A 24,106-nucleotide genomic window follows, 5' to 3' on the forward strand; every position below is an offset into this window, starting at 1 on the left:
CGATCTCCTCCGGCTTGTGTCTCTTCTGTCCCATTCGTTCGTCCTCCATCTGGCTCGAAAGCCTACCTCAGGAAGGACCACTTTTCTGGGGGCAGACCATCTCCAGCTCCTTCAGCCGCACAAGTTGTGACCGCTGCATACCGCCGTAGAGCTTCCGCCAGCGGTAAAACGTTTTCCGCGTCAGCCCGATCTGGCGCACAGCTTCGGTAATCGTCGCCCCTTGTCCTTGAAAACTTCAACCTGACGAAGCTTCGATACAATCTCTTCATTCTTCGGCATTCCTCGAACCAATGGCGGAACGCCTCGAATTCTCTCGCTTTCCAGCCATCGCTGATCCTCCAATATTCGGGATGAAACTATCCCTGTTGGTGGACCACTTTCAGGGGGCTACTCCAATGTACAGTGATGCGCTCCGAGCCCGGTCCGACTGTCTCCGGGAGAGTACGTGCTCCCGTCCCTCGGCGTCACGGGGAACTAGGAGGGGTGCCGAGTAAAGCGGAGCCGCCACAGCGGCGCTGTTCGAGAGGGGCGCTCAGGCCAGCGTGATGTTGACCCGGCGGTTCTGCTTGCCCTTGTTCTCGACCTTGCCGATGCGCAGCGTGCCGATCTCGCCGGTGCGCGCGACATGGGTGCCGCCGCAGGGTTGCAGGTCGACCTGCTCGGTGCCGTCGCCGATGCGCACCAGGCGGATCCGGCCGGCGCCGCGTGGCGGCTGGACCGACATGGTCTTGACCAGCTCGGGCCGGGCGTCCAGCTCGGCCTCGGTGATCCAGCCCTCGGTGACGGCCAGGTCGCGGTCGACCAGCCCGTTCAGCGCCGCCTCCAGCGCAGCCAGGTCCGCGGGCGGCTCGGGCATGTGGAAATCCAGCCGCCCCTTGCCGGCGCCGATCTGGCCGCCGGTGACCGGCAGCGGGATCACCACGCTGAGCAGGTGCAGCGCGGTGTGGATGCGCATGTGGCGGTGGCGCCGCTCCCAGTCGAGCACCTGCACCACCTCGGCGCCCACCGGCGGCAGCGGCGCGGGCTCGGCCGGCACCATCACCGGCGCGCCCTCGGCCCCGCGCACCGTCGTGGCGATGGCGAGCTGCCCGCCGGACCAGTCGATCCGGCCGCTGTCGCCCGGCTGCCCGCCCCCCGTGGGGTAGAAAAGCGGCGGCGTGACGATCAGACCACCCTCTTCGGTATGGCCGGTGACGCGGCCGGTTGCCTCGCGCAGGTAGGCATCCTCGCGGTATAGTGCGCTCATCGTCCGTCTCCATCCGGGTCGGCGCCCACCGCGCCGGGTTCCGGCCGCGCGGGCCCAGTGGCCGAGGGCTCGGCCGGCGTGCCCGAGCCGCCCTCGGTGCTGGCGGGTGCGGCCTCTTGCGGCGGTTTCGCGGTCAGCGTCTCGGGGTTGCGCAGCCAGACATCGCGCTGCGCGAAGGGGATCTCGATGCCCTCCTCGGCGAAGCGTTCGGCGATCTGGTGGTTCATCTCGGTGCGCACGGCCAGCCCCTCGCCGATATCGGTGAGGATGGCGCGGATCTCGAAATCCATGGAATCCGCGCCGAACCCCTTGAAATAGACGTAAGGCGCAGGGTTCATCAGCACCTTGTCATGTTGGCGCGCGATGTTGAGCAGCACCTTCTCGACCTTGCGGGTGTCCGAGCCATAGGCCACGCCGACCCCGACGATGATCCGGCCCAGCGAGTTGCCGCGGGTGTAGTTGGCCACCGTGCCCGAGACGAAATCGGCATTGGGAATGATCAGGTCGTAGCGGTCGAAGGTCTCCAGCCGCGTCGAGCGGACCGAGATGTCCTTGACGATGCCATGCGTGCCGTTGACCTCGATCCAGTCGCCCTCGCCGATCGGGCGTTCGATCAGCAGGATGATCCCCGAGACGAAGTTCGACACGATGTTCTGCAGGCCGAAACCGATCCCGACCGAGAGCGCACCGGCGACGATGGCCAGCGAGGACAGGTCCAGCCCGCCCGCCGTGATGGCGATCAGCGCGGCCAAGAAGATCCCGACATAGCCGATGCCCGAGACGACGGCGTTCTGCCCGCCCTGGTCCATCTTGGTCTTGGGCAGGATCGTGGTGCGCAGCGCCCCCTGAAGCAGCCGCGTCAGCAGGTAGCCCAGGATGAAGACGATCACCACGACGAGGAAATCGGTGGGCGAGATGCGCGTCTCGCCGAACTGGAACCCCTCGCGGAACCGCGCCCAGAGCTCGGTCAGGTCGGCCACCCGCGCGCCCCAGATCAGCGCGAGGATGGGCAGCGCGGCAAGGCTGAGCATGAAGCCCGCCAGCACGGGCAGCAGGCTTTCGTCCTCTTCCGCGTTGCGGCCGGTGACCATCTCGTAGAGGCTGTTGAAGAAGCTCTGCAGCACCAGAACGATGCCCACCAGCGCCAGCGTGGCGATGGCCGGGTAGACCAGCGCCTCGCCCACGCGGTAATAGCCGATCCCGGCCATGACCGGGCCCAGCACGCCGATGATGATCGCGGCGCGGCCCAGAAGGCGCGCGAGGCGCAGGCGGAACACGCTTTGCGAGCTGGGATCGCGCGCCTCGGCGCTGCCGGCCATGGGCGCGTCATTGCGCACACGACCCAGCCGGAACAGGAAATAGCCCGACAGCACCAGCACCGGGAACTGCGCCACGGCCATGGTCTCGGCCGGGAAATTGTCCAGCGCCGCCAGCGTGTCGATCACGTCGCGCAGCACGTAGAGCACGGCAAGGATCGAGGCGAAGGCCCGCGCCTTGACCCGGTCATCGGCCGTCAGTTGCAGCGCCGCGATGTCGTCATCATCGTGAAAGGCCTGGTCGGCCAGCCAGTGGATGCCCAGCATCGTGGTCGCCCAGATCGGCAGGTTCTCCAGCAGCAGCGTCCAGCGCGGCCCCATCATGCCGGTGGCAAAGGCAGCCTGGCTGAGCGCGTAGATCCCCGCCAGCGGCAGCACAATCTGGCCCAGCGAGACCATGAAGCGGAACACGCCCGTGCCGCGCCGCGCACCGCCATGCAGCATCTGCACCCCGGTCCGCGCCCAGGACCGGCCGCGCAGCAGCAGCATCACCCCGATCGCCAGCAGCACCAGGATCAGCGGAAGGTTGCGCTGCGCCTCGGACTGGTAGAGCCGCGAGGTGGCGTTGGAGGCGATCTCGCGCCAGGCATTGCGCAGCGACTGGGTCAGGTCCTCGATCGCCTGCGGCCAGTAGGCCGGGTTGAGCGGCGAGGGCCCGAGCTCGAGCAGCTCGTCGGTCTGGCGCTCACGGATGATGCGGTCGATCTCGCCGATGATGCCGTTGGCGCGGGTATAGGCCTCTTCGGCGCGCAGCACCGGTGCACGCAGCCGCGCCAGCTGTTCGTTCAGCTCGGCCCGGCGCTTGGCGATCTCGGGATCCTCGGTGCCGTCCTCCGGCGCCGGCCCGATCGCGTCGATCTGCGATTGCAGCGTGTCGATGCGCGAGGCGTTGGTGTCCTGCGCGGCCAGGAACTGCTCGCGCCAGCCGGCGATGCGGGCGCGCAGATCCTCCAGCGCCTGGTCCGAGGCGCGCCCCTCCTCGATCACCTGCTCGGCCTGGTCGGCGCGGCTGTTCCAGGTGTCGTAATCCGGCCCGGCCAGGTCCTGCGCCAGCGCGGCGCCGGCCAGCAGCGCCAGCGCCAGAAGCGATGCGGTGATCCAGCGGGTGATCTGTGTCATGTGTCCTCGAAGACGCCGGGAATGCTGGCCGGGGCACGCGTCAGCCATGGCGGCGTGGGCAGGCCCTTGTCCTTCAGGAAGTCGGGGTTGAACAGCTTGGACTGGTAGCGGTTCCCGAAATCGCACAGGATCGTCACGATGGTGTGGCCCGGCCCCATCTCGCGCGCCATGCGGATCGCGCCGCCCACGTTCACCCCGGTCGAGCCGCCCATGCACAGCCCTTCCTCGGCCAGCAGGTCGAAGACGATGGGCAGCGCCTCGCTGTCGGGGATGTTGTAGGCGAGGTCCGGGCGGAAGCCTTCGAGATTGGCGGTGATCCGCCCCTGCCCGATCCCTTCCGAGATCGAGCTGCCCTCGGCCTTGTGCTCGCCCGTGGTGTAGTAGTTGTAGAGCGTCGCGCCATCGGGATCGGCCAGGCCGATCTTGACCCCCTTGGGCTGCAGGGCCTGCGCCACGCCGGCCAGCGTGCCGCCCGAGCCCACCGCGCAGATGAACCCGTCCACCTTGCCGTCGGTCTGGTCCCAGATCTCGGGGCCGGTGGTCTCGACATGGGCCTGCCGGTTGGCCACGTTGTCGAACTGGTTGGCCCAGATCGCGCCATGCGGCTCGGTCTTCGCCAGTTCTTCGGCGAGGCGGCCGGAATAGCGCACGTAGTTGTTGGGGTTGCGATAGGGCGCGGCGGGCACCTGCACCAGCTCGGCCCCGGCAAGGCGCAGCATGTCCTTCTTTTCCTGGCTCTGCGTCTCGGGGATGACGATCACCGTCTTGAAGCCCAGCGAGGCGCCGACCAGTGCCAGCCCGATCCCGGTATTGCCGGCCGTGCCCTCGACGATGGTGCCGCCCGGCTCCAGCAGACCCTTCTCCATCGCGTCGCGGATGATGAACAGCGCCGCGCGGTCCTTGACCGACTGGCCGGGATTCATGAACTCGGCCTTGCCGAGGATCTCGCAGCCGGTCTCTTCCGAGGCTTTCCGAAGCCGGATCAGCGGCGTCCGGCCGACGGCCTGTGCCAGGTCCTGAGCGATACGCATGGCGCGTCCTTTCCTGTCCATCTCTGGAATGGTGTAGGACCGCCCCGCCGGGAACTCAAGCGGATGCCAGCAGCCCCTCGCGGCGCGTGGCCAGCCACAGGATCATCATGACAAGCGGCGCGGCGTTGATCTCGCCGCTCTCGACCAGCTCCATGGCGCGCTCGAAGGGGATCGCGTGGTGGCGGATGTCCTCGTGTTCGGTGTCCAGCCCGCCAAGGCCCCGGTCATGGCCAGACAGGTCGCACAGGCCGAGGAAACAGTTGAAGAACTCGGTGGAATAGCCCGGCGAGGCATAGGCCCGGGTGATCGGCAGCAGCCTGTCGATCTCCAGATCCGCCTCTTCGCGCGCCTCGCGAAGCGCTGCAGCCTCGGGCGTCTCGCCGGCGTCGATCAAACCGGCAACCGGCTCCAGCACCCAGGGCGCCGGGTCGCCGCGATGGATCGGGCCGAAGCGGACCTGCTCGATCAGAAGTACGTGATCGGAGCGCGGATCATAAGGCAGGACCAGCGAGACATCGTAGGCCACGAAGCACTCGCGCGGCATCGGCTCGCTCCAGCCGCCGCCGAACAAGCGGTGGCGCAGCTCGGTCGCGCGGATGCGGAAGAACCCGTCGAACCCGGGGCGCGGGCGCAAGATCTCGACATCCTCGGTGGTCATCGTGCTGCGCAGCGTCTGCGGTGCCGGCTGCCGCGCCATCTCGTGCGACCAGGCGCGGGCACGGAAGAAGGGCAACAGGTGGCCCATGTCGGCTGCCGCCGCGCTGCCCCGGCGCGCCATGACCTCTTCGGCCGCGCCCAGCGTGATCGCGCCCCAGCGCGCAACCCAGCCGTCCAGGTCCCAGGGCTCGGCCGCCTGCCACTGGCCCGGGCGTGGCATGTAGACCCGCGCCGCGGCGGGCCCGTCTGCGGTCTCGACCCTCACGTCCTGCAGGTCGTAGCCGAAGCCCGCCTCGTAGAAATCCAGCCGGTCGACCGCGTCCGCGTCCAGACCGCGCAGGAGCAAACCCTCGGCCCGCCCGCCCGGCTCGGGGCATATCAGCGGAAAGGGCTGGCCGTCGGCGCGGTAGACGGCGTGGTCCGGCAGCTGCGCCGGCTCGGCCTCGGGACAGGCGCGGCCCAGCACGCGCTCCAGCAACGGGACGTGGCGGAGCGTGCCGTACAGGAACAGGTCGGTCAGGGTCACCTCCAGCGTTTCGCCGCCATCTCGGCTGCCAGCCCGGCAAGGATCCCGCCGATGATCAGCAACGCGATCAGCGGGCCGTGCAGCAGGATCTCGCCATATTCCGCGATCAGTTCGAACACCGCGCCGATCGCCTCGAGCGGACTGTCATAGCGACGCCCCAGTGCAAGGCGCACCATCTCGTTGACCGCCTGCACGAAAAGGCCCCAGAAGACCAGCGCCACCGTGCCGGTGAACCCGTTCGAGATGGCCGCAGACAGGCCTCGCCCGCTGCGCGCCCCGATGACGAACCAGCCCATCAGCACGCCGATCACCATGTTGACGAGTGTGAACGAACCGAAGGCGGTGCCGTCCGGCATCAGCCCCTTGATCATTTCCGAAGCCACGAGTGCCAGCAAGGCCAGGCAGAGGGCGGCGACAAGCTTGGCGGCTGTGGGCATGTCTCAGGCTGGTCTCGCGATCGTGATCTGGGTCACGTCACAGTTACCGCTGTGGAAGGTCGCTGCGCAAGAGGCGAGGTAGAAATTCCACATCCGTCGGAACCGCGCGTCGAACCCCAGCTCAGCCACCGAATCCCAGCGGTCGTTGAAGGTCTCGTGCCAGCGGCGCAGCGTTTGGGAATAGCTCTCGCCGAATTCCAGCGAGCGCACCACCTGCAGCCCGGCACGCTCGATCTCCTCGCGCAGGACCACCGGGCTGGGCAGCATGCCACCGGGGAAGATGTATTTCTGGATGAAATCCACGCCCTTGCGATAGACCTCCCAGCGGCGATGCTGGACGGTGATGATCTGCAGCGTGGCATTGCGCCCGGGCTTGAGCCGCTCGCGCACCGTGTCGAAATAGGTCGGCCAGTATTTCTGCCCCACCGCCTCGAACATCTCGATCGAGGCGATCCCGTCATAGGTGCCGGTCTCGTCGCGGTAATCCTGCAGCTTGAGCTCCACCCGGTCGGACAGGCCGGCCTTCGCGATACGCTCCTGCGCATAGGCCAGCTGCTCTTTCGAGATGGTCAGCCCGGTGACCCGCAGCCCGCGTTCCTTCGCGGCATATTCGGCAAAGCCGCCCCAGCCGCAGCCTATCTCCAGCACGTGGTCGCCGGGCTGGGCGCCCATCTGGTCGACCATGCTGGCATATTTGGCGATCTGTGCCTTCTCCATGCTCTCCTGCCCGGTGTCGAACTTGGCCGAGGAATAGGTCATCGTGTCGTCGAGCCAGAGCCCGTAGAATTCGTTGCCGAGATCGTAGTGGTAGGAGATGTTCTTCTTCGCCTGCCGCTTGGAGTTCGATTGCAGCCAAAAGCGCAGCATCTCGTAGGCGCGCGCGATCTTCAGCCCCGGAAAGCCGTCATACAGGTCGTCATTGTCGGCATGCACGAGATCCATGAAGGCCATCAGGTCGGGGGTGGACCACCAGCCATCGACATAGGCCTCGCAGAAGCCAAGATCGCCCTCACGGATCAGCCGGGCGAACAGGTCGTCATTGTGGATGTGCAACTCGGCCACCGGGCCGGGCGCGGCCCCCTCGGCGCGGAAGCGCCGGCCGTCGGGCAGCACGAAGTCGAGCCGGCCGCGCGCCATGGCATTGGCGGTGTCGAAGACGCGGGCGAAGTAGCGGGGCAGATCTTTCTGGTCCGCGGTGTCATGCAGGATCATGGCCTGTCCCTGTTCCATTCAGATTTCAGCAAGTTTATGGCGTCAGGCCGGGCTGGCAAGCGTGGCAGGCGCCAAAACCCCGATTTTGCGTCGAAATCCCCACATCCGCGGCATGCGCATTGCCCAATACAGGGCGCAACCGGTCCCGCCGGGGGAAGGCCCTTCGAAGGGCCTTCCTGACGCGATTTGCAAATCGCGTGACAAAGCGGCTTGCAAGCCGCTTGAAACAAGCCGCTTCGAAGCGGCTTGCCGCTTCAGAAATCCCGGTTCTCGTAGGCCGCAAGGGCGCGCTTGCGGCCCTCGTCCACACCCACCACCGGCGCGGGATAGGCGTCGTCCGGCGACAGCGACCAACTCTCGGGAATGGCCTCGAAATAGGACAACGCCTCGGCGGACGGAGAACTGCGCCCCTCGGCGATCCAGCGGGTCACATAGGCGCGCTGGGGATCGAAGCGCTCGCGCTGCGTGATCGGGTTGAACACGCGGAAATAGGGCGTCGCATCGGGCCCCGATCCGGCCGACCATTGCCAGCCCATCGCGTTCGAGGCCGGGTCCCAGTCGATCAGGCAATCCTCGAACCAGTGCATACCGATCTTCCAGTGGCACATCAGGTGCTTGGTCAGGTAGCTTGCCACCACCATCCGCGCGCGGTTGTGCATCCGCCCGGTCACGTACATCTCGCGCAGGCCCGCATCGACGAAGGGCACGCCGGTGCGCCCCTGCTTCCAGGCCTTCACCTCGGCCAGGCGCTCGTCCTCGTTCCACGGGAAGGCGTCCCAGTCCTCGCGCCAGTTGTCGGTGGCCAGCCGCGGCGTGTGCCACAGCAGGTGATAGGCGAATTCGCGCCAAACCAGCTCCTTGAGGAAGGTCTCGGCCCCCGGCTTGCCATCCTCGTGCGCGCGCATGCCGGCATGCCAGCACTGCGCCGGGCTGATCTCGCCCAGGCTGAGATTCTCGCTCAGGCACGAGGTCCCGTCCTCGGCCACCCGGTCGCGCCCGTAATCGTAATCGGCCACTTTCGACGCCATGAAAGCCCCCAGCCGGCTCTGCGCCGCGCGCTCGCCCAGTTGCACGTAGGGCCGGACCACCCCCGCCCCACGGCGCATCCCCGCCCCCAGCGCCCAGTCCTCCAGCCGCTCGCTCTCGGGCCAGTTCGCCGGTGCCGGGATCCGCCCCGGCGTCGCCTCGGGCGCGGCCACGTCGCGCCCGCGCACCGCCTTCCAGAACGGGGTGTAGACCTTGTAGAACTGCCCCTGCTTGGTCTCCACCGTCCAGGGCTCGAACATCAGGTGGCCGGCAAAGCTCTGCGCGTCCACATCCCGCGCCTTCAGCGCCGCTTTGACCTCGGTGTCGCGTGCGACGCTCTCGGGATCATAGGCCCGTGACCAGTAGACCGCCCGCGCGCCCGTCTCCTCGACCAGCGCAGGCAGCATCTCAACCGCCCGGCCCGAGCGCAGGATCAGCCGTGACCCCTTCTCCTCCAACGCCGCGTCCAGCGCCTCCAGCCCCAGCCCCAGCCGCCATTGCGGCGCGGTGCCCAGCCCCTCGACCAGCGCGTCGCGCAGCACGACCGGGATCACCGGCCCGCCCGCCGCCACGGCGGCGCGCAAGGCGGCATGATCGGACAGCCGCAGGTCGCGGCGAAACCACAGCAGGACGGGGGCGGTATCGGACATGGGGCGGGCTCCTTTCGGGTCTGGATGCAGAGCTAACCCCGCCGCGCGAAAGACAAGCCCTCAGAGCGGCGGAATGTCGCCCTCTTCCCGCGCGGCGTGGAAATCGGCCTCGAACGCGGCCATGCGCCCCTCGGCAATGGCCGCGCGCAGCCCCGCCATCAGCTCCTGGTAGTAATGCAGGTTGTGCCAGGTCAGCAGCATGCCCGCGATCATCTCGCCGGCGCGGAAGACGTGATGCAGGTAGGCACGCGAATAGCCCTGGCAGGCCGGACAGCTGCAGGCCTCGTCCAGCGGCCGCGGATCATCGGCATGGCGCGCGTTCTTGATGTTGACCTGCCCGCGCCGCGTCCAGGCCTGCCCAGTCCGCCCCGAGCGCGAGGGCAGCACGCAATCCATCATGTCGATGCCGCGCACCACCGCGCCGACGATGTCATCGGGCTTGCCCACCCCCATCAGGTAGCGCGGCCGGTCCTCCGGCAAAAACCCCGGCGCGTAGTCGAGACAGTCGAACATGGCCGCCTGCCCCTCGCCCACGGCGAGCCCCCCCACGGCATAGCCGTCGAAGCCGATATCCCGCAGCGCCGCGGCGCTCTCCTCGCGCAGATCGCGCTCCAGCCCGCCCTGCATGATCCCGAACAGCATGTGCCCCGGCCGGTCGCCGAAGGCCTCGCGCGAGCGCGCCGCCCAGCGCATCGACAGCTGCATCGAGGCCGCGATCCGCTCGCGATCCGCCGGCAGCGCCGGGCATTCGTCGAAGGCCATCACGATATCCGAGCCCAGGAGCCGCTGGATCTCCATCGACCGCTCCGGGCTCAGCATGTGCCGGGAGCCGTCGATATGGCTGCGGAACTCCACCCCGTCCTCGGTCAGCTTGCGCAGGTCCGACAGGCTCATCACCTGGAACCCACCCGAATCGGTCAGGATCGGCCGGTCCCAGTTCATGAACCGGTGCAGCCCGCCCAGCCGGTCGATCCGCTCCGCCCCGGGGCGCAGCATCAGGTGATAGGTATTGCCCAGCAGGATGTCGGCGCCGGTGGCCGCCACGCTCTCGGGCAGCATGCCCTTGACGGTGGCCGCCGTGCCCACCGGCATGAAGGCCGGGGTGCGGATCTCGCCCCGCGGCGTGCGGATCACGCCCAGCCGGGCCCGGCCGTCGCGGGCCGTCAGGTCGAAGGATGTCATAGCCATGCCGGCCAGATGCCCCAGCGCCCCGCGCTTGTGAAGCCCTGGCTTTCATCTTTCCCGCAAATACTCATGCCCGCCCGCGGCACCGACGCCCCGGCCGGCACACCCGCGCCCGGCCCGCCACGCGCACCCGCCCGAGGCGCCGGGCCGCAGGCCCGCGCGCCGAGGCCCCTGCGCCGGCCGCAGGCCGGCACAATTCGACAGCGGCCACCTTGCCGAGGCGGCGCCGCTTCGCCACTGTCGCCCCATGCGCAGGACCCCCACCTATCGCGGCGGAATCGCCGCCCTTCTGGCCCGGTACGAGGGCCGCCGCGACCCGTTCGACACCGCGCCGGGCGAAGGCCTGCCGCCCGAGGATATCGACCTTGCCGCGCTGGCCTGCAAGGCCGTGCAGGCGCCCGAGGACACGCCGTCCTTCCGATCCTCCTTCCACCGCAAGCGGGTGCAGCTGGCCACGGAACTGGCCGGCCGCTCGCAGCTCTGCCTGCTGAACGCGCTGCTCATCTCGCATTTGCGCAAGCGATCCGTGCCCGAGCACGCGCCGCGCCTGTTCCACCGGCTCTGGGCCGAGCAGTCCGACCACCTGCTCGACAGTCTTGATGCGCGCTGGCTGGTCTCCTCGGTGACCACCTTCGGCGATCACGGGCTGACCCCGGTGCAGCGTGCCACCGGGCTGGCGCTGACTGCGCTCTTCGGCACGATGAAACTCTACGAGAGCGAGCGGCTCTACTCAGGCACTCCCCCCGATCAGCCGCACGGCGCGGGCAAGCTGCGGGCCGCCCTGCCGCTCGACATGGATGCCTATGCGCTGGCGGGCGGCGGGCTCGACGTGAACCTGATCGCCCGGCTCTGGCAGGAGGCCGCGCAGGATGCCGTGATCGCGCCGCTCGCCCATCACCTGATCGACCTCATGATCCATGACCCGCGCACCGTGTTCAGCCGGTTCGAGACGATGCGCCGGCGCAAGGCGGAAAAGGCCGAGACCCCCGCCGCGAAATCCCATATCGCGCCGGTGCCGGTCGACCGGCTGCACCTGTCGCCGCAGACCCTGCGCTGGGGTCTGGTGGCCACGGTCAAGGCGCCGCTGGCGCAGATCGCCCGCTTTGCCGCGCATCACCTCGACATGGGCGCGCAGGAGCTGCACCTCTATCTCGACGCGCCCGACCCCGAGGCCGAGTCCTACCTGGCACGCCACCCGCGCATCCGCCTGACCCGCTGCGATGACGCCTACTGGCAGGCCACCGGCAAGCCGCGCCCCGACGCCCACCAGCGCCGGCAGGCGCTGAACGCCACCCGCGCGCTGGCCGCCTCGGCCGAGACGCTGGACTGGCTGGGCCATGTGGACGTGGACGAGTTCCTGATCGCCGAGGCGCCCCTGCCCGGTCTGCTGGCCCAGCTGCCGCCCGCCCATGCCGTGGCGCGTATCCCGCCCGCCGAGGCGCTGGCCCGCGAGGGCGCGACGCCGTGCCATTTCAAGCTGACCCATGCGCAGGCCGGCGTGCCCAAGGCCCGGCTGCAGGACATCTACCCGACCTTCGGGATGCATCTCTATGGCGGGTTCCTGTCGCATACCTCGGGCAAGATCCTTGTGCGGACCGGCATCCCGGACACGCGGCTGGGCATCCACGCGCTGAAATACCGCGGCGCCGAGGCGACCAACCGCAGCAAGCTGCCCGGGGTCTACGTGGCGCATTTCCACGCCCCCGAATGGGCGCATTTCCGCGACCACCTCGCCTTCCGGCAGGATCACGGCTCCTACCGGCGGCGCGCAGACCGGCCCGAGCTGGGACAGGCCGAGCTGTTCCGCTTCCTGTCCGAGGAGGAGGGCGAGGACGGGTTGCGGCTGTTTTTCGACGAGGTCTGCGCCGACACGCCCGAGCTGCGGGCCCGGCTGGAGGCGCAGGGCATGCTGCTCACCCATCGGTTCGATTTCGACGCCACGGTGAAACGCGTCTTCGGGCGGCTGCCGTGACGCGCTGGGGCACGGTCACCACGGTCAAGGCGCCCCTGGGCGCGATCCTCGACTTCGCTTCCTGGCATCTCGAGCTGGGCGCCCACCGGCTCTACATTTATCTCGATGAAGAGGCGCCCGAGACGCAGGCCGTGCTCAAGGCCCATCCCCGGATTCGCGTCATCACCACCGACGCGGCCTATTGGGCCAAGCGCAAGGGCCGGCCCGAGATGCACCAGGCCCGCCAGGGGCTGAACGCGCGCCACGCCAACAACCGCAAACCCGAAGTCGACTGGCTGGCCCATATCGACGTGGACGAGTTCCTGCTGCCCGACACCCCCGTGGCCGAGCAACTGGCCCGCCTGCCCGCCGAGGCGCTCTGCGCACGGCTGCGCCCGGTCGAGGCGCTGGCCCCCGGCGACGGGGTGGCCCCGGGCGAGACCGCCTTCAAGGCCTTTCACCTCGACCAGCGCGACCGGCAGCGCGCGGCCGAGGCCTGTTTCCCGACCTGGGGGCGCCACCTTTCGGGCGGGTTTCTCAGCCACGTGGCCGGCAAGCTCTTCTTCCGGCCCACCAAGGGGTTGCAGATCCGCATCCACAATGTCCGGCTGGAGGGCGAGAGCAACCCGGGACAGGTCGAGCTGCCGGGCCTGCCGCTCGGCCATTTCCACGCCGCCGACTGGGCGCATTTCATCGCCGCCTACCGCTTCCGGCTGGCGCGCGGCTCCTACCGGGCCGAGCTCAAGCCGCAGGTGCGCCAGCCCGGCGCGGTCAACCTGCACGACCTGCTGCGCGGCATCGAGGCCGAAGGCGGCACGCCCGCGCTGCGCGCCTTCTTCGACGAGCTCTGCGTCGCCGACCGGGGGCTTTGCGACCGCCTGCAGAGACATGGCCTGCTGCGCCGCGTGCCGATGGACCTGCCCGCCCTGCGCGCCCGTCACTTCCCCGGCATCAATGCCGCGTGACTTGCGCAGATTGTCGCCAAGACGGAAACACCCGGCAGGGCTTCGCCCCCCTGCCCCCCAGCCTTTGATTGACCTTCTGCCAACAATTGCTTAAGGGGGCTCACAGCAGGGGTGAGAACTGCCCTCACCGGCCATCCGGGCCACCCTGAGACAGACGCGCGGGCCTGGCACAGTGTCCGCATTGATCGGACCTACATGACCAAATTCGCAGATCTCAATCTGAACCCCAAGGTGCTCAAGGCCATCGAAGAGGCCGGGTACGAGACGCCCACGCCCATCCAGGCCGACGCCATCCCGCACGCGCTGGGCGGCAAGGACGTTCTGGGCATCGCCCAGACCGGCACCGGCAAGACGGCCAGCTTCACGCTGCCGATGATCACCAAGCTGGCCCGCGGCCGCGCCCGGGCGCGCATGCCGCGCAGCCTCGTGCTCTGCCCCACGCGGGAACTGGCCGCGCAGGTGGCCGAGAATTTCGACACCTATTCCAAGCATGTGAAGCTGACCAAGGCGCTGCTGATCGGTGGCGTGTCCTTCAAGGAACAGGACGTGCTGATCGACAAGGGCGTCGACGTGCTGATCGCCACGCCCGGCCGGCTGCTGGACCATTTCGAACGCGGCAAGCTGCTGCTGACCGGCATCGAGATCATGGTGGTGGACGAGGCCGACCGCATGCTCGACATGGGCTTCATCCCCGATATCGAGCGGATCTTCAGCCTGACGCCCTTCACCCGGCAGACGCTGTTCTTCTCGGCCACCATGGCGCCCGAGATCGAGCGTATCACCAACACCTTTCTCTCCGCGCCCGCGCGGATCGAGGTCGCCCGCCAGGCTACCGCCTCCGAGACGATCGAACAGGGCGCCGTGGTCTTCAAACCCTCGCGCCGCGACCGCGAGAGCACCGAGAAACGCGCCGTGCTGCGCGCGCTGATCGAGGCCGAGGGCGAGGCCTGCTCCAACGCGATCATCTTCTGCAACCGCAAGGTGGATGTGGACGTGGTGGCCAAGTCGCTGAAAAAGCACGGCTATGACGCGGCCCCGATCCATGGCGACCTCGACCAGAGCCAGCGCACCCGCACGCTGGACGGGTTCCGCGCCGGCACGATCCGCCTGCTGATCGCCTCGGACGTGGCGGCGCGCGGGCTGGACATCCCGGCTGTCAGCCACGTGTTCAATTTCGATGTGCCCAGCCATGCCGAGGATTACGTGCACCGCATCGGACGCACCGGCCGCGCCGGCCGTTCGGGCAAGGCCTTCACAATCTGCACGCCGCGCGACGAGAAATACTTCGAATCGGTCGAGAAGCTGCTCCAGAAAGAGATCCCGCGGCTCGACAACCCCGTCGCCAAGCCGGCCCCCGCGGCCAAGGACGAGACCCCCGCGCAGGACAGCGAAACGCCGCAGCCCAAGGCCAGCGACAGTGCCGAGCCGCAGCGCGAGAAATCCCGCAGCTCCGGCAAGTCGTCGCGCGGGCGCAAATCCTTGGATCGCGGCGCGGACAAGCCGTCGCGCCGCTCGGACCGTGGCGGGCAGGACAGCAATGTCGTCGGCATGGGCGATCACATGCCCGAGTTCATCGCACTCAGCTTCGAGGAACGCCGCGCGAGCTGACCGCCCGCGCCGGACCAACGGACGTGGCGGCTTTCGCCGCCCGCCCGGTCATTCGGGCTTGTCGATTTCCGCAAGCCGCTCCTCGATGATGATGGCCGAGAGCGGGGTTTCGCGGTCCGGTGCGCTGCGCGTGATGGTCTCGGCCCGGATCCACCATTCCAGCACGGGGTCGTAGAAGAACGTCATCTCGCCGCTCGACACACGATCCGACTCGACCTCTTCGAACCGGTAGGTCAGACGCCACAACTGCTCGGACTGCGCCAGCGGGTTGTCCGCGGCCACGCAACAGGATTGCTCCACGGACATCCGATACTGCGCGTTGAACCCTTCCGAGCGCCAGTCCTCGGTCCACGCGACGTGCTTGCCATCCTCTAACGGAAAGACCAGCCCGCCCTGCCTGTCGCGCACGGTGACGTCGATGGCCCCCTTCATCTCCAGAACGGCGTCGCGCGTATAAAGACGCTCGAGATCGATGTCTTCTCTCGCGGGATAGGCCACGGCTTCCGTGGCGAAGAGCCCGTCCCGCAGCCACAGCGTGCAGAAGTTGTGGCATTGTACAAAGGCGATCTGCCCCTTGGGCGCCTGCAGGATCGTGGTGTCCGAAAAACCCTCGTAAGCAGCTTCCCCCGACCGTTTCGACACCGTGTCGAAATCGAGAAACGTGCGCGGCGCGGGCTCGGCCCTTGCGCCCATGGCCGTGACGACCGTAAGCGCAAGGATAGTGGCTTGAAATCTCATGAAGAACTCCGGAACAGATACGCCACCACCCTGCCCCGAAAGCCCCAACCCCGCAACCCGCGGCGGGGGGTCAGCTCAGGCGGCTGACCACCACCGTGACTTCGGGCTTCTTGCCGATCTCGTTCTGGCAGGTCTGGCGGGCGACGCGCTTGAGGCCTTCTTCCAGCTTGTCGTCATCGCTCAGCGTCTTGCCGCCGGCGCGGCCCATGAACTGGGCGAGGTCCTCTTCCAGCACATCCACCAGCGGCGCGTGGCTGCGGCCGGTCTCGGCCAGGCCCATCAGGTCGCACCAGGGTTCGCCCAGCGGCTCGTCATCCTCGTCGAGGATCACCGTCACGACGACATGGCCATTCAGCGCCATGCGGATCCGGTCGCGCACGATGCCGTCCATCGCGCCGATCTGGACCGAGCCGTCCAGGTAGGTGCGCCCGGTGTCGATATACTCGACCACGCGCGGCTCGTTCCCGGTCAGCTCGATCATCATGCCGTTCACCGCCAGCATGCCCTTGCGCCCCGCAGCGCTGGCCACGCGGGCATGTTCGCGCAGGTGGCGATGCTCGCCATGCATGGGCAGCACGATCTGCGGATCGACCAGCTTGTGCACGGTCTCCAGGTCGGGGCGGTTGGCATGGCCCGAGACGTGGAAATCGCCCATGCTGTCATCGACCACGTCCACCCCCTGCTCCGAGAACTGGTTCATGATCCGGATCACGCCGCGCTCATTGCCCGGGATGGTCTTGGAGGAGAACAGGAACAGGTCGCCCTCCTTCAGCTCGATCCCGTGATACTTGCCGCGCGCCAGCTGCGCGCTGGCCGCGCGTCGCTCGCCCTGCGAGCCGGTGACCAGCAGCATCAGGTTCTCGCGCGGGATCGAGGCCGCGTCCTCGGGGCTGACCACCGAGGGGAAATCCGACAGCACGCCAGTCTCGACCGCCGCCTCGATCATCCGACGCATGGCGCGCCCCATCAGGCAGATCGAACGCCCGGCGCGCACGCCGGCCTCGGCCAGCGTCTTCACCCGCGCCACGTTCGAGGCAAAGGTCGTGGCCACCACCATCTGCCGCGCCTCGGCGATCAGCTTCTCGACCGCCGGGCCGACCACGGTCTCGGACCGGCCCGGATGGCGCGAGAAGACATTGGTCGAATCGCAGACCAGCGCCAGCACGCCCGGCGCGGCCACCTCTTCCCAGAGCGCGGGATCCCACGGCTCGCCCACCAGCGGCGTCGGGTCCAGCTTGAAATCGCCCGTGTGGATCACCCGTCCCGCCGGCGTGTCGATCACCAGCCCGCTGCTTTCGGGGATCGAATGCGAGATCGGCAGGAACCCGACCGTGAAGGGGCCGTAGCTCACCGTCTCGGGCCATTTCGAGGCGGTGCGCACCGCCTTGCCCTCCACCCCGTACTCGGCCAGCTTGCCGCGCGCGATATTCGCCGTGAAGGCCCGCGCCACGATCGGCGCGCCCAGCGTCTCGAAGGTGTGGCCCACCGCGCCAACGTGGTCCTCGTGGGCATGGGTGATGAAGATCGCCTCGATCCGGTGGCGGTTCTCCTTCAGCCAGGTGATGTCGGGCAGGATCAGGTCCACGCCCGGCGTGCCGTCCATGTCCGGAAAGGTCACGCCCATGTCGACCACGATCAGCCGCTCCTCGCCCGGCTTGCCATAGCCGTAGACGTAACAATTCATGCCGATCTCGCCGGCGCCCCCCAGTGGAAGGTAGATGAGGCGTTCACCGCTCATGTTGTCCTGCCCGTGTTGTATGCGTGGATGACCGTCAGCCCGTGCATGGTAAGGTCATCCTCGTATTCGTCAAAAAGATCTGCCGATTGCTGGAAGAGCGGGGCCAGCCCCCCGGTCGAGACGATCTTCATCGGTCGCTCGCGCTCGGCCTTGATGCGCGTGCAGATCTCGCGCACCAGACCGACATAGCCCCAGAACACACCCGACTGCATGCAGGCCACCGTGTTGGTGCCCACCACGCGCTGCGGGCGCGAGATGTCCACATGCGGCAGCGCCGCCGCCGCCTGGTGCAGCGCCTCGAGGCTGAGATTCACCCCCGGCGAGATCACCCCACCCACATAAGCCCCGTCCGCATCCACCACGTCAAAGGTCGTGGCCGTGCCGAAATCGACCACGATCAGGTCGCCGCCATAGAGGTCATAGCCCGCCACCGTGTTGACCAGCCGGTCCGGCCCCACCGCGGTGCCCGCATCCACGCGCACATCCACCGGCAGCGCGCAATCCGGCCGCCCCACCACCCAGGGCCGCGTGTTGAAATAGCGGTCCGACAGGACGCGCAGGTTGAACACCACGCGCGGCACGGTCGAGGAGACGATCACGTCGGTGATCTCGGCCTCGATCTTCTGGAATTCCATCAGGGTCGACAGCCAGACGTAATACTGGTCGGCGGTGCGCTGATGCTCGGTCGAGGTGCGCCAGGTGGCGATGAATTTCGTCCCGTCCCAGATCGAGAAGACCGTGTTGGTGTTGCCGCAATCGATGGCCAGCAGCATGGGCGCCCTCCCTGTCAGAAAAACACGTCCGCCGCAGCGATGGCGTGACGGGCCTGCGGGGTCTTTAAGACCAGATTGCCACCCGCGTCCACCGTCTCGAAAGTGCCGGTAATCTCCTCGCGCGCCGTGCGTGCCGTGACGACTTCGCCCAGACGCGCCGCCCGGGCCAGCCAGGCGGTGCGGATCGGATCGAACCCGTAGGTGGTGAACTGCGCCTCAAAGCCCGCATAGCCGCCGGCCAGCGCCATCAGCAGCGCCTCGGGCGTCACGCGCACGCCCGTCTCGGGCCAGAGCGCCACGGGCGCGACCGCCCCCGGCTCCACCTGACCCCGATCCGGCGCCGCCACGAGGTTCACGCCGATGCCGATGGCCAAGTGACCGCCCGGCCCGCCCAGGCTCTCGAGCAGGATCCCGGCCAGCTTGCCGCCATGCAGCAACACGTCGTTGGGCCATTTCAAGGCCAGCCCCGCATCGCTGCCGATCACCCGCGCCAGCGCGTCATGCAAGGAGACTGCCGCCACGAACGACCGCAGCGCCAGCCGGTCCGGCGCCTCGCGCGCGGGCATGACCAGCGTGGCCGCGAAATTGCCCTCGGGATTGACCCAGGCCCGGCCGCGCCGGCCCCGCGCCGCGCTCTGGCGCAGCGCCAGGATCCATTCCGGCCCAGCCAGCCCCGGGGCCAGTCGCGCCGCCTCGGCATTGGTGCTGTCCACCTCGGCCAGCACGCGGCGCCCATACCCGTCAGGCCAGCCCATGCGGACCGGCCTGTTCTTTCATCTTTCGACAAATACTCCCGCCGGAGGCACCCGCCCCCGACGGTTGCGCGACCGGCTCAGTTGACAAGCGTTGCCGCCGCCGCCTGTGCCGCGCTCTCGATGCCGAAGAGGTTGATCACGCCCAGCACCATCACGATCGCCGAGGCCATCAGGAAGCCCGACAGCACGGGCGAGCGGCCGGGATCCAGCGCCTCGGTCCGCTCCTCGCCGAAATACATGTAGTAGACGATGCGCAGGTAGTAGAAGGCGCCGATCACGCTGGCCACCACGCCGGCCACGGCCAGCCAGACCAGCCCGGCATCATAGGCCGCGCGCAGCACGTAGAGCTTGCCGAAGAAGCCCACCAGCGGCGGCACCCCGGCCAGGCTGAACAGCAGCACCAGCATGGCCAGCGCCTTGCCCGGCTCGCGCGCGGAATACATGCCCAGGCTGTCGATATCGGTGACGGGCTGGCCGTCACGCTCCATCGACAGGATGAAGGCGAAGGTGCCCACGTTCATCGTCACGTAGATCGCCATGTAGATCAGCATGGCCTGCACCCCCAGCGCGGTGCCGGCCGCCAGCCCCATCAGCGCATAGCCCATATGCGCGATCGAGGAATAGGCCATCAGCCGCTTGATGTCGCGCTGCCCGATCGCCGCCACGGCGCCAAGGAACATCGACAGGACCGACAGCAGCGCGATGACCTGGCTCCAGTCCGCGGCCGAAGCGCCGAACGCGTCATGCAGCACCCGTGCGAACAGCGCCATGGCCGCAACCTTGGGGGCGGTGGCAAAGAAGGCGGTCACCGGGGTGGGCGAGCCTTCGTAGACATCGGGCGTCCACATGTGGAAGGGCACGGCCGAGACCTTGAAGGCCAGGCCCGAGACCAGCAGCACGAGGCCCAGCAGCAGGCCCAGCGACAGCTGACCCTCGGTGGCGCTCTGCAGGATGCCCGAGAAGAGCGTGGTGCCGGCATAGCCATAGACCAGAGACGCGCCATAGAGCAGCAGGCCCGAGGACAGCGCGCCCAGCACGAAATATTTCAGCCCCGCCTCGGTCGAGCGCACGCTGTCGCGGCGCAGCGCGGCGACGACGTAGAGCGCCAGCGACTGAAGCTCCAGCGCCATGTAGAGCGCCATCAGGTCGCCGGCCGAGACCATCATCATCATGCCAACCGCGGCCAGCGCGATCAGCAGCGGGTATTCGAAGCGCAGCAGCCCGCGGCGCTGCATGTAGCCCTCGCTCATCAGCAGCACGGCCGCCGCCGAGACGAGGATCACCACTTTCGAGAAGCGCGCAAAACCGTCATCGTTGAACATGCCGCCAAAGGCGGTCTGCGTCCCCTCGCCCGTGGTGCCGATCCAGAAGGCCATGGCCAGGAACAGCGCCGAGGTCGTCCAGACCAGCACCGGCGCCAGGTCGTCCTTGGCCGTGTAGACGGCGCCCACCAGCGCCAGCATCGCGTAGAGCGCGATGATGATTTCCGGCAGGATGATATTGATATCAGCCGAGATCATGTCTCCGCCTCCTTATTCGTCTGCAGCCGCCGCTTCGGCGACCTGCGTCTCGGGCGAAAGATCGGCCGCCGCGACGGCCATGTCCACGTGCTCCACCAGCGCCTCGACCGAGGGGCCGATGCGGTCGAGGATCGGCGCCGGGTAGACCCCCATCCAGATCGTCATGATGACCAGCGGGGCAAAGATCGCCTTCTCGCGCCGGGTCATGTCGGTGATCGACTTCAGGCTCTCCTTGATCAGGTCGCCCATCACCACCCGGCGATAGAGCCAGAGCGCGTAGGCGGCCGACAGGATCACGCCCGTCGTGGCGCCGGCGGCGACCCAGGTGTTGACCTGGAAGATCCCCATCAGCGTCAGGAATTCGCCGATGAAGCCGCTGGTGCCCGGCAGGCCCACATTGGCCATGGTGAACAGCATGAAGATCGTTGCATAGGCCGGCATGCGGTTCACCAGACCGCCATAGGCGTCGATCTCTCGCGTGTGCATCCGGTCATAGATCACGCCGACGCACAGGAAGAGCGCGCCCGAGATGAAGCCGTGGCTGATCATCTGGAAGATGGCACCGTCGATCCCCTGCTGGTTGGCCGCGAAGATGCCCATGGTGACATAGCCCATATGCGCGACCGAGGAGTAGGCGATCAGCTTCTTCATGTCCTCCTGCGCCAGCGCCACGAGCGAGGTGTAGATGATTGCCACGACGCTGAGGGTGAAGACGAAGTTGGCCATCACGTCCGAGCCCACGGGGAACATCGGCAGCGAGAAGCGCAGGAAGCCGTAGCCGCCCATCTTGAGTAGGATCGCCGCCAGCACGACCGAGCCCGCGGTGGGCGCCTGCACGTGCGCATCCGGAAGCCAGGTATGCACCGGCCACATCGGCATCTTGACCGCGAAGCTGGCGAAGAAGGCGATGAACAGCATGGTCTGCATGCCGCCGATCACCTGGATGCCCAGCACCGAGAAGGTCTCGGAGGCGAAGTTGTGCGTCAGCAGCTGCTCGATATCGGTGGTGCCGGCCTCGGAATACATCGCGACCATGGCCACCAGCATCAGCACCGAGCCGAGGAAGGTGTAGAGGAAGAACTTGAAGCTGGCGTAGATCCGCTCCTTGCCGCCCCAGATGCCGATGATCAGGAACATCGGGATCAGGCCGGCCTCGAAGAACAGGTAGAAGAGCACCAGGTCCAGCGCCATGAACACGCCCAGCATGAGCGTTTCCAGCACGAGGAACGCGATCATGTATTCCTTGACGCGGGTCTTGACCTCCCAGCTGGCCGCGATGGTCAGCGGCATCATGAAGGTGGTCAGCATGACGAAGAGCACGCTGATCCCGTCGACGCCCATCTTGTATTTCAGGCCCAGCAGCCACTCGCGATCCTCGACCATCTGGAAGCCGGTATCCGAGGGATCGAACTGGAACAGGATGAACAGCGAGATCACGAAGGTCGCCGTGGTGGCGATCAGCGCCAGCCACTTGGCGTTTCGGTTCGCCGCCTCGTCGCCGCCGCGCAGGAACAGCGCGAGGATCACCGCCGCCAGCGCGGGCAGGAAGGTGACGATGGAAAGCAGGTTCGACATTACTGCGCCCCTCCGGAGATGGTCATCCAGGTGATGAAGATCGCGATCCCGATCACCATGGCGAAGGCATATGTGAAGATGTAGCCGGACTGGGCCCGCCCCGCGAGGCGGGTGAAGAAGGGCACGATGCCCATGGCGACGCCGTTGATCGAGCCGTCGATGACGTCCCTGTCACCGCGCTTCCACAACAGGCGCCCCAGCGCCTTGGCCGGCTGCACGAAGAGGAAGTCGTAGATCTCGTCGAAATACCACTTGTTCAGCAGGAACAGGTACAGCGGTCGCTGCTGCTCGGCCAGCTGGCGCGGCAGCGCCGGGTTCACGATGTAAAACCAGTAGGCCACGCCCAGACCGATCAGCATGGCCACGAAGGGCGACAGCTTGACCCAGGTCGGCACGTAATGCGCCTCGTGCAGGACGGTGTTTTCCGGCGCGATGTAGATCGCCGCCTCGCCCGGGGCGCTTTCCATGACATAGTGCAGTTCGGACGCCTTCGGGCTGCGCTCGGCCACGGCCTCGACCAGCTCCTGCGTCGGCTCGCCATACTTGCCGCCGAAGAACTTCACCACCTCGTTGGTCTTGCCGAAGAAGCTGCCATACCAGATCGCACCGGCAAAGACGGCCCCCAGCGCCAGCACGCCCAGCGGCACCAGCATGACGTTCGGGCTTTCATGCGCGTGCTCATGCGTGTGCTTGTCGCCGCGCGGCTTGCCCCAGAAGGTCAAGAACATCAGGCGCCACGAGTAGAAGCTGGTGAACAGCGCCGCCACGACCAGCGCCCAGAAGGCAAAGCCGCCCTGGCTGCCGACATAGGCGCTTTCGATCACGGCATCCTTGGAGGCGAAGCCTGCAAAGCCGATCCAGCCGGTCAGGGGGATGCCGACGCCGGTGATGGCCAGCGTGCCGATCAGCATGGCCCAGAACGTGTAGGGCATCTTCTTGCGCAGGCCGCCATAGTTCCGCATGTCCTGCTCGTGATGCATCCCGTGGATGACCGAGCCGGCCCCGAGGAAGAGCATCGCCTTGAAGAAGGCATGGGTGAACAGGTGGAACATCGCCACCGAGTAGACGCCCACGCCCGCGGCCACGAACATGTAGCCCAGCTGCGAACAGGTCGAATAGGCGATCACGCGCTTGATGTCGTTCTGCACCAGCCCCACGGTCGCCGCGAAGAAGGCCGTGGCCGCGCCCAGGAAGGTCACGAAGGCGGTGGCGTTCGGCGCGAATTCCATGATCGGCGACATGCGGCAGACCAGGAAGACGCCCGCGGTCACCATGGTGGCGGCGTGGATCAGGGCCGAGACCGGGGTCGGGCCTTCCATCGCGTCGGGCAGCCAGGTGTGCAGGATCAGCTGGGCCGACTTGCCCATGGCCCCGACGAAGAGCAGCACCGCGACCACCTCGGCGGCGTTCCATTCGCGCCACAGGAAGGTCAGCTGCGTCTCGGCCAGGTCCGGCGAGGCGGCAAAGATGTCGTCCAGCTTGATGCTGTCGACGAGGAAGAACAGCGCGAAGATCCCCAGCGCAAAGCCGAAATCGCCGATCCGGTTGACCACGAAGGCCTTCATCGCCGCGGCATTGGCCGAGGGCTTGCGGTAGTAGAAACCAATCAGCAGGTAGGAGGCGACGCCCACGCCCTCCCAGCCGAAGAACATCTGGACCAGGTTGTCGCTGGTCACCAGCATCAGCATGGCGAAGGTGAAGAAGGACAGGTAGGCGAAGAAGCGGGGCTGATAGCTTTCCTCGCCCTCGCGGAAATTCTCGTCATGCGCCATGTAGCCGAAGCTGTACAGGTGCACCAGCGCCGAGACCGTGGTCACCACGATCAGCATGATCGAGGTCAGCCTGTCCAGCCGGATCGACCACGAGGTGTCCAGCGACCCGGACGAGATCCAGCGCGCGATTTCGATATGCTGCGTCTCGGGGCCATGCGTGAAGAACACGATCCACGAGAAAGCGCAGGCGAGGAACAGCAAGCCGGTGCTGATCCACTTGGCGCCGCGGATGCCCGTCAGCTTCCAGCCGAAGCCGGCGATCAGGCTGCCCAGCAGCGGAGCGAAGAGGATGATGCTCTCCATGGG

19 protein-coding genes are annotated in these 24,106 nt (G+C 67.5%); 3 read left to right on the forward strand and 16 right to left on the reverse strand.

Annotation, left to right across the window (positions count from 1 at the left end):
* Positions 1 to 67: 67 nt before the first annotated feature.
* The 9 genes from AVJ23_RS23645 to tgt all read right to left on the reverse strand — a co-directional run bounded on the left by AVJ23_RS23645 (position 68) and on the right by tgt (position 10,408).
* The gene (locus AVJ23_RS23645) at positions 68 to 211 is read right to left on the reverse strand and encodes a hypothetical protein (protein ID WP_099045541.1); all 144 of its coding nucleotides are present in this window, start codon (positions 209 to 211) and stop codon (positions 68 to 70) included.
* A 321-nt stretch (positions 212 to 532) separates the two neighbouring features.
* Positions 533 to 1,246, reverse strand: a complete 714-nt coding sequence (locus tag AVJ23_RS19205) for an alanyl-tRNA editing protein (RefSeq protein ID WP_058863852.1) — start codon at positions 1,244 to 1,246, stop codon at positions 533 to 535.
* Positions 1,243 to 3,681, reverse strand: a complete 2,439-nt coding sequence (locus tag AVJ23_RS19210; protein ID WP_058863853.1) for a DUF3772 domain-containing protein — start codon at positions 3,679 to 3,681, stop codon at positions 1,243 to 1,245. Before AVJ23_RS19210 ends, AVJ23_RS19205 begins: the two co-directional genes overlap by 4 nt.
* The gene (locus AVJ23_RS19215; RefSeq protein WP_058863854.1) at positions 3,678 to 4,712 is read right to left on the reverse strand and encodes a cysteine synthase A; all 1,035 of its coding nucleotides are present in this window, start codon (positions 4,710 to 4,712) and stop codon (positions 3,678 to 3,680) included. Before AVJ23_RS19215 ends, AVJ23_RS19210 begins: the two co-directional genes overlap by 4 nt.
* A 55-nt stretch (positions 4,713 to 4,767) precedes the next feature.
* The gene (locus AVJ23_RS19220; protein WP_240484733.1) at positions 4,768 to 5,895 is read right to left on the reverse strand and encodes a gamma-glutamylcyclotransferase; all 1,128 of its coding nucleotides are present in this window, start codon (positions 5,893 to 5,895) and stop codon (positions 4,768 to 4,770) included.
* Positions 5,892 to 6,332: a TrgA family protein gene (locus tag AVJ23_RS19225; protein ID WP_058863855.1), complete on the reverse strand. Its 441-nt coding sequence runs from the start codon at positions 6,330 to 6,332 to the stop codon at positions 5,892 to 5,894. The genes AVJ23_RS19220 and AVJ23_RS19225 overlap by 4 nt, the downstream gene beginning before the upstream one ends.
* A 3-nt stretch (positions 6,333 to 6,335) precedes the next feature.
* On the reverse strand, positions 6,336 to 7,544 hold the full coding sequence (locus AVJ23_RS19230) for an SAM-dependent methyltransferase (RefSeq protein ID WP_058863856.1): 1,209 nt from the start codon (positions 7,542 to 7,544) through the stop codon (positions 6,336 to 6,338).
* A 254-nt stretch (positions 7,545 to 7,798) separates the two neighbouring features.
* Complete coding sequence (locus AVJ23_RS19235) at positions 7,799 to 9,220, reverse strand: cryptochrome/photolyase family protein (protein WP_058863857.1); 1,422 nt, start codon at positions 9,218 to 9,220, stop codon at positions 7,799 to 7,801.
* A 60-nt stretch (positions 9,221 to 9,280) separates the two neighbouring features.
* Positions 9,281 to 10,408: a tRNA guanosine(34) transglycosylase Tgt gene (gene tgt, locus AVJ23_RS19240; protein WP_437176758.1), complete on the reverse strand. Its 1,128-nt coding sequence runs from the start codon at positions 10,406 to 10,408 to the stop codon at positions 9,281 to 9,283.
* Between the two features lie 244 nt (positions 10,409 to 10,652).
* On the opposite strand from tgt, the gene AVJ23_RS19245 reads away from it, so the two are divergent.
* The 3 genes from AVJ23_RS19245 to AVJ23_RS19255 all read left to right on the forward strand — a co-directional run bounded on the left by AVJ23_RS19245 (position 10,653) and on the right by AVJ23_RS19255 (position 14,929).
* A complete protein-coding gene (locus AVJ23_RS19245) occupies positions 10,653 to 12,377 on the forward strand; it encodes a glycosyltransferase family 2 protein (protein WP_058863859.1) in 1,725 nt (574 codons plus the stop codon).
* Complete coding sequence (locus AVJ23_RS19250) at positions 12,374 to 13,321, forward strand: glycosyltransferase family 2 protein (protein WP_058863860.1); 948 nt, start codon at positions 12,374 to 12,376, stop codon at positions 13,319 to 13,321. The genes AVJ23_RS19245 and AVJ23_RS19250 overlap by 4 nt, the downstream gene beginning before the upstream one ends.
* 195 nt (positions 13,322 to 13,516) lie before the next feature.
* Positions 13,517 to 14,929: a DEAD/DEAH box helicase gene (locus AVJ23_RS19255; RefSeq protein ID WP_058863861.1), complete on the forward strand. Its 1,413-nt coding sequence runs from the start codon at positions 13,517 to 13,519 to the stop codon at positions 14,927 to 14,929.
* Positions 14,930 to 14,977: 48 nt separating this feature from the next.
* On the opposite strand, the gene AVJ23_RS19260 is transcribed toward AVJ23_RS19255, so the two are convergent.
* From AVJ23_RS19260 to nuoL, 7 genes are all read right to left on the reverse strand, one after another.
* Complete coding sequence (locus AVJ23_RS19260; protein WP_058863862.1) at positions 14,978 to 15,667, reverse strand: hypothetical protein; 690 nt, start codon at positions 15,665 to 15,667, stop codon at positions 14,978 to 14,980.
* Positions 15,668 to 15,737: 70 nt separating this feature from the next.
* Complete coding sequence (locus AVJ23_RS19265) at positions 15,738 to 17,405, reverse strand: ribonuclease J (protein ID WP_058863863.1); 1,668 nt, start codon at positions 17,403 to 17,405, stop codon at positions 15,738 to 15,740.
* Positions 17,402 to 18,178: a type III pantothenate kinase gene (locus AVJ23_RS19270; protein ID WP_058863864.1), complete on the reverse strand. Its 777-nt coding sequence runs from the start codon at positions 18,176 to 18,178 to the stop codon at positions 17,402 to 17,404. The genes AVJ23_RS19265 and AVJ23_RS19270 overlap by 4 nt, the downstream gene beginning before the upstream one ends.
* Positions 18,179 to 18,192: 14 nt before the next feature.
* Positions 18,193 to 18,933 (reverse strand): biotin--[acetyl-CoA-carboxylase] ligase, encoded by a 741-nt coding sequence (locus tag AVJ23_RS19275; RefSeq protein ID WP_058863865.1) that lies wholly within the window; start codon positions 18,931 to 18,933, stop codon positions 18,193 to 18,195.
* A gap of 77 nt (positions 18,934 to 19,010) precedes the next feature.
* Positions 19,011 to 20,453 carry an NADH-quinone oxidoreductase subunit NuoN gene (gene nuoN / locus AVJ23_RS19280; RefSeq protein ID WP_058863866.1) on the reverse strand — a complete coding sequence of 481 codons (1,443 nt, stop codon included), beginning with the start codon at positions 20,451 to 20,453 and terminating at the stop codon, positions 19,011 to 19,013.
* A 12-nt stretch (positions 20,454 to 20,465) separates the two neighbouring features.
* Entirely contained in the window at positions 20,466 to 22,028 is a 1,563-nt protein-coding gene (locus AVJ23_RS19285) for an NADH-quinone oxidoreductase subunit M (protein ID WP_058863867.1), read from the reverse strand.
* Positions 22,028 to 24,103, reverse strand: a complete 2,076-nt coding sequence (gene nuoL / locus AVJ23_RS19290; protein WP_058863868.1) for an NADH-quinone oxidoreductase subunit L — start codon at positions 24,101 to 24,103, stop codon at positions 22,028 to 22,030. The genes AVJ23_RS19285 and nuoL overlap by 1 nt, the downstream gene beginning before the upstream one ends.
* Between the last annotated feature and the right edge of the window lie 3 nt (positions 24,104 to 24,106).

Origin of the sequence: Pseudoponticoccus marisrubri (genome assembly GCF_001482405.1) — a bacterium.
GTDB lineage: Bacteria > Pseudomonadota > Alphaproteobacteria > Rhodobacterales > Rhodobacteraceae > Pseudoponticoccus > Pseudoponticoccus marisrubri.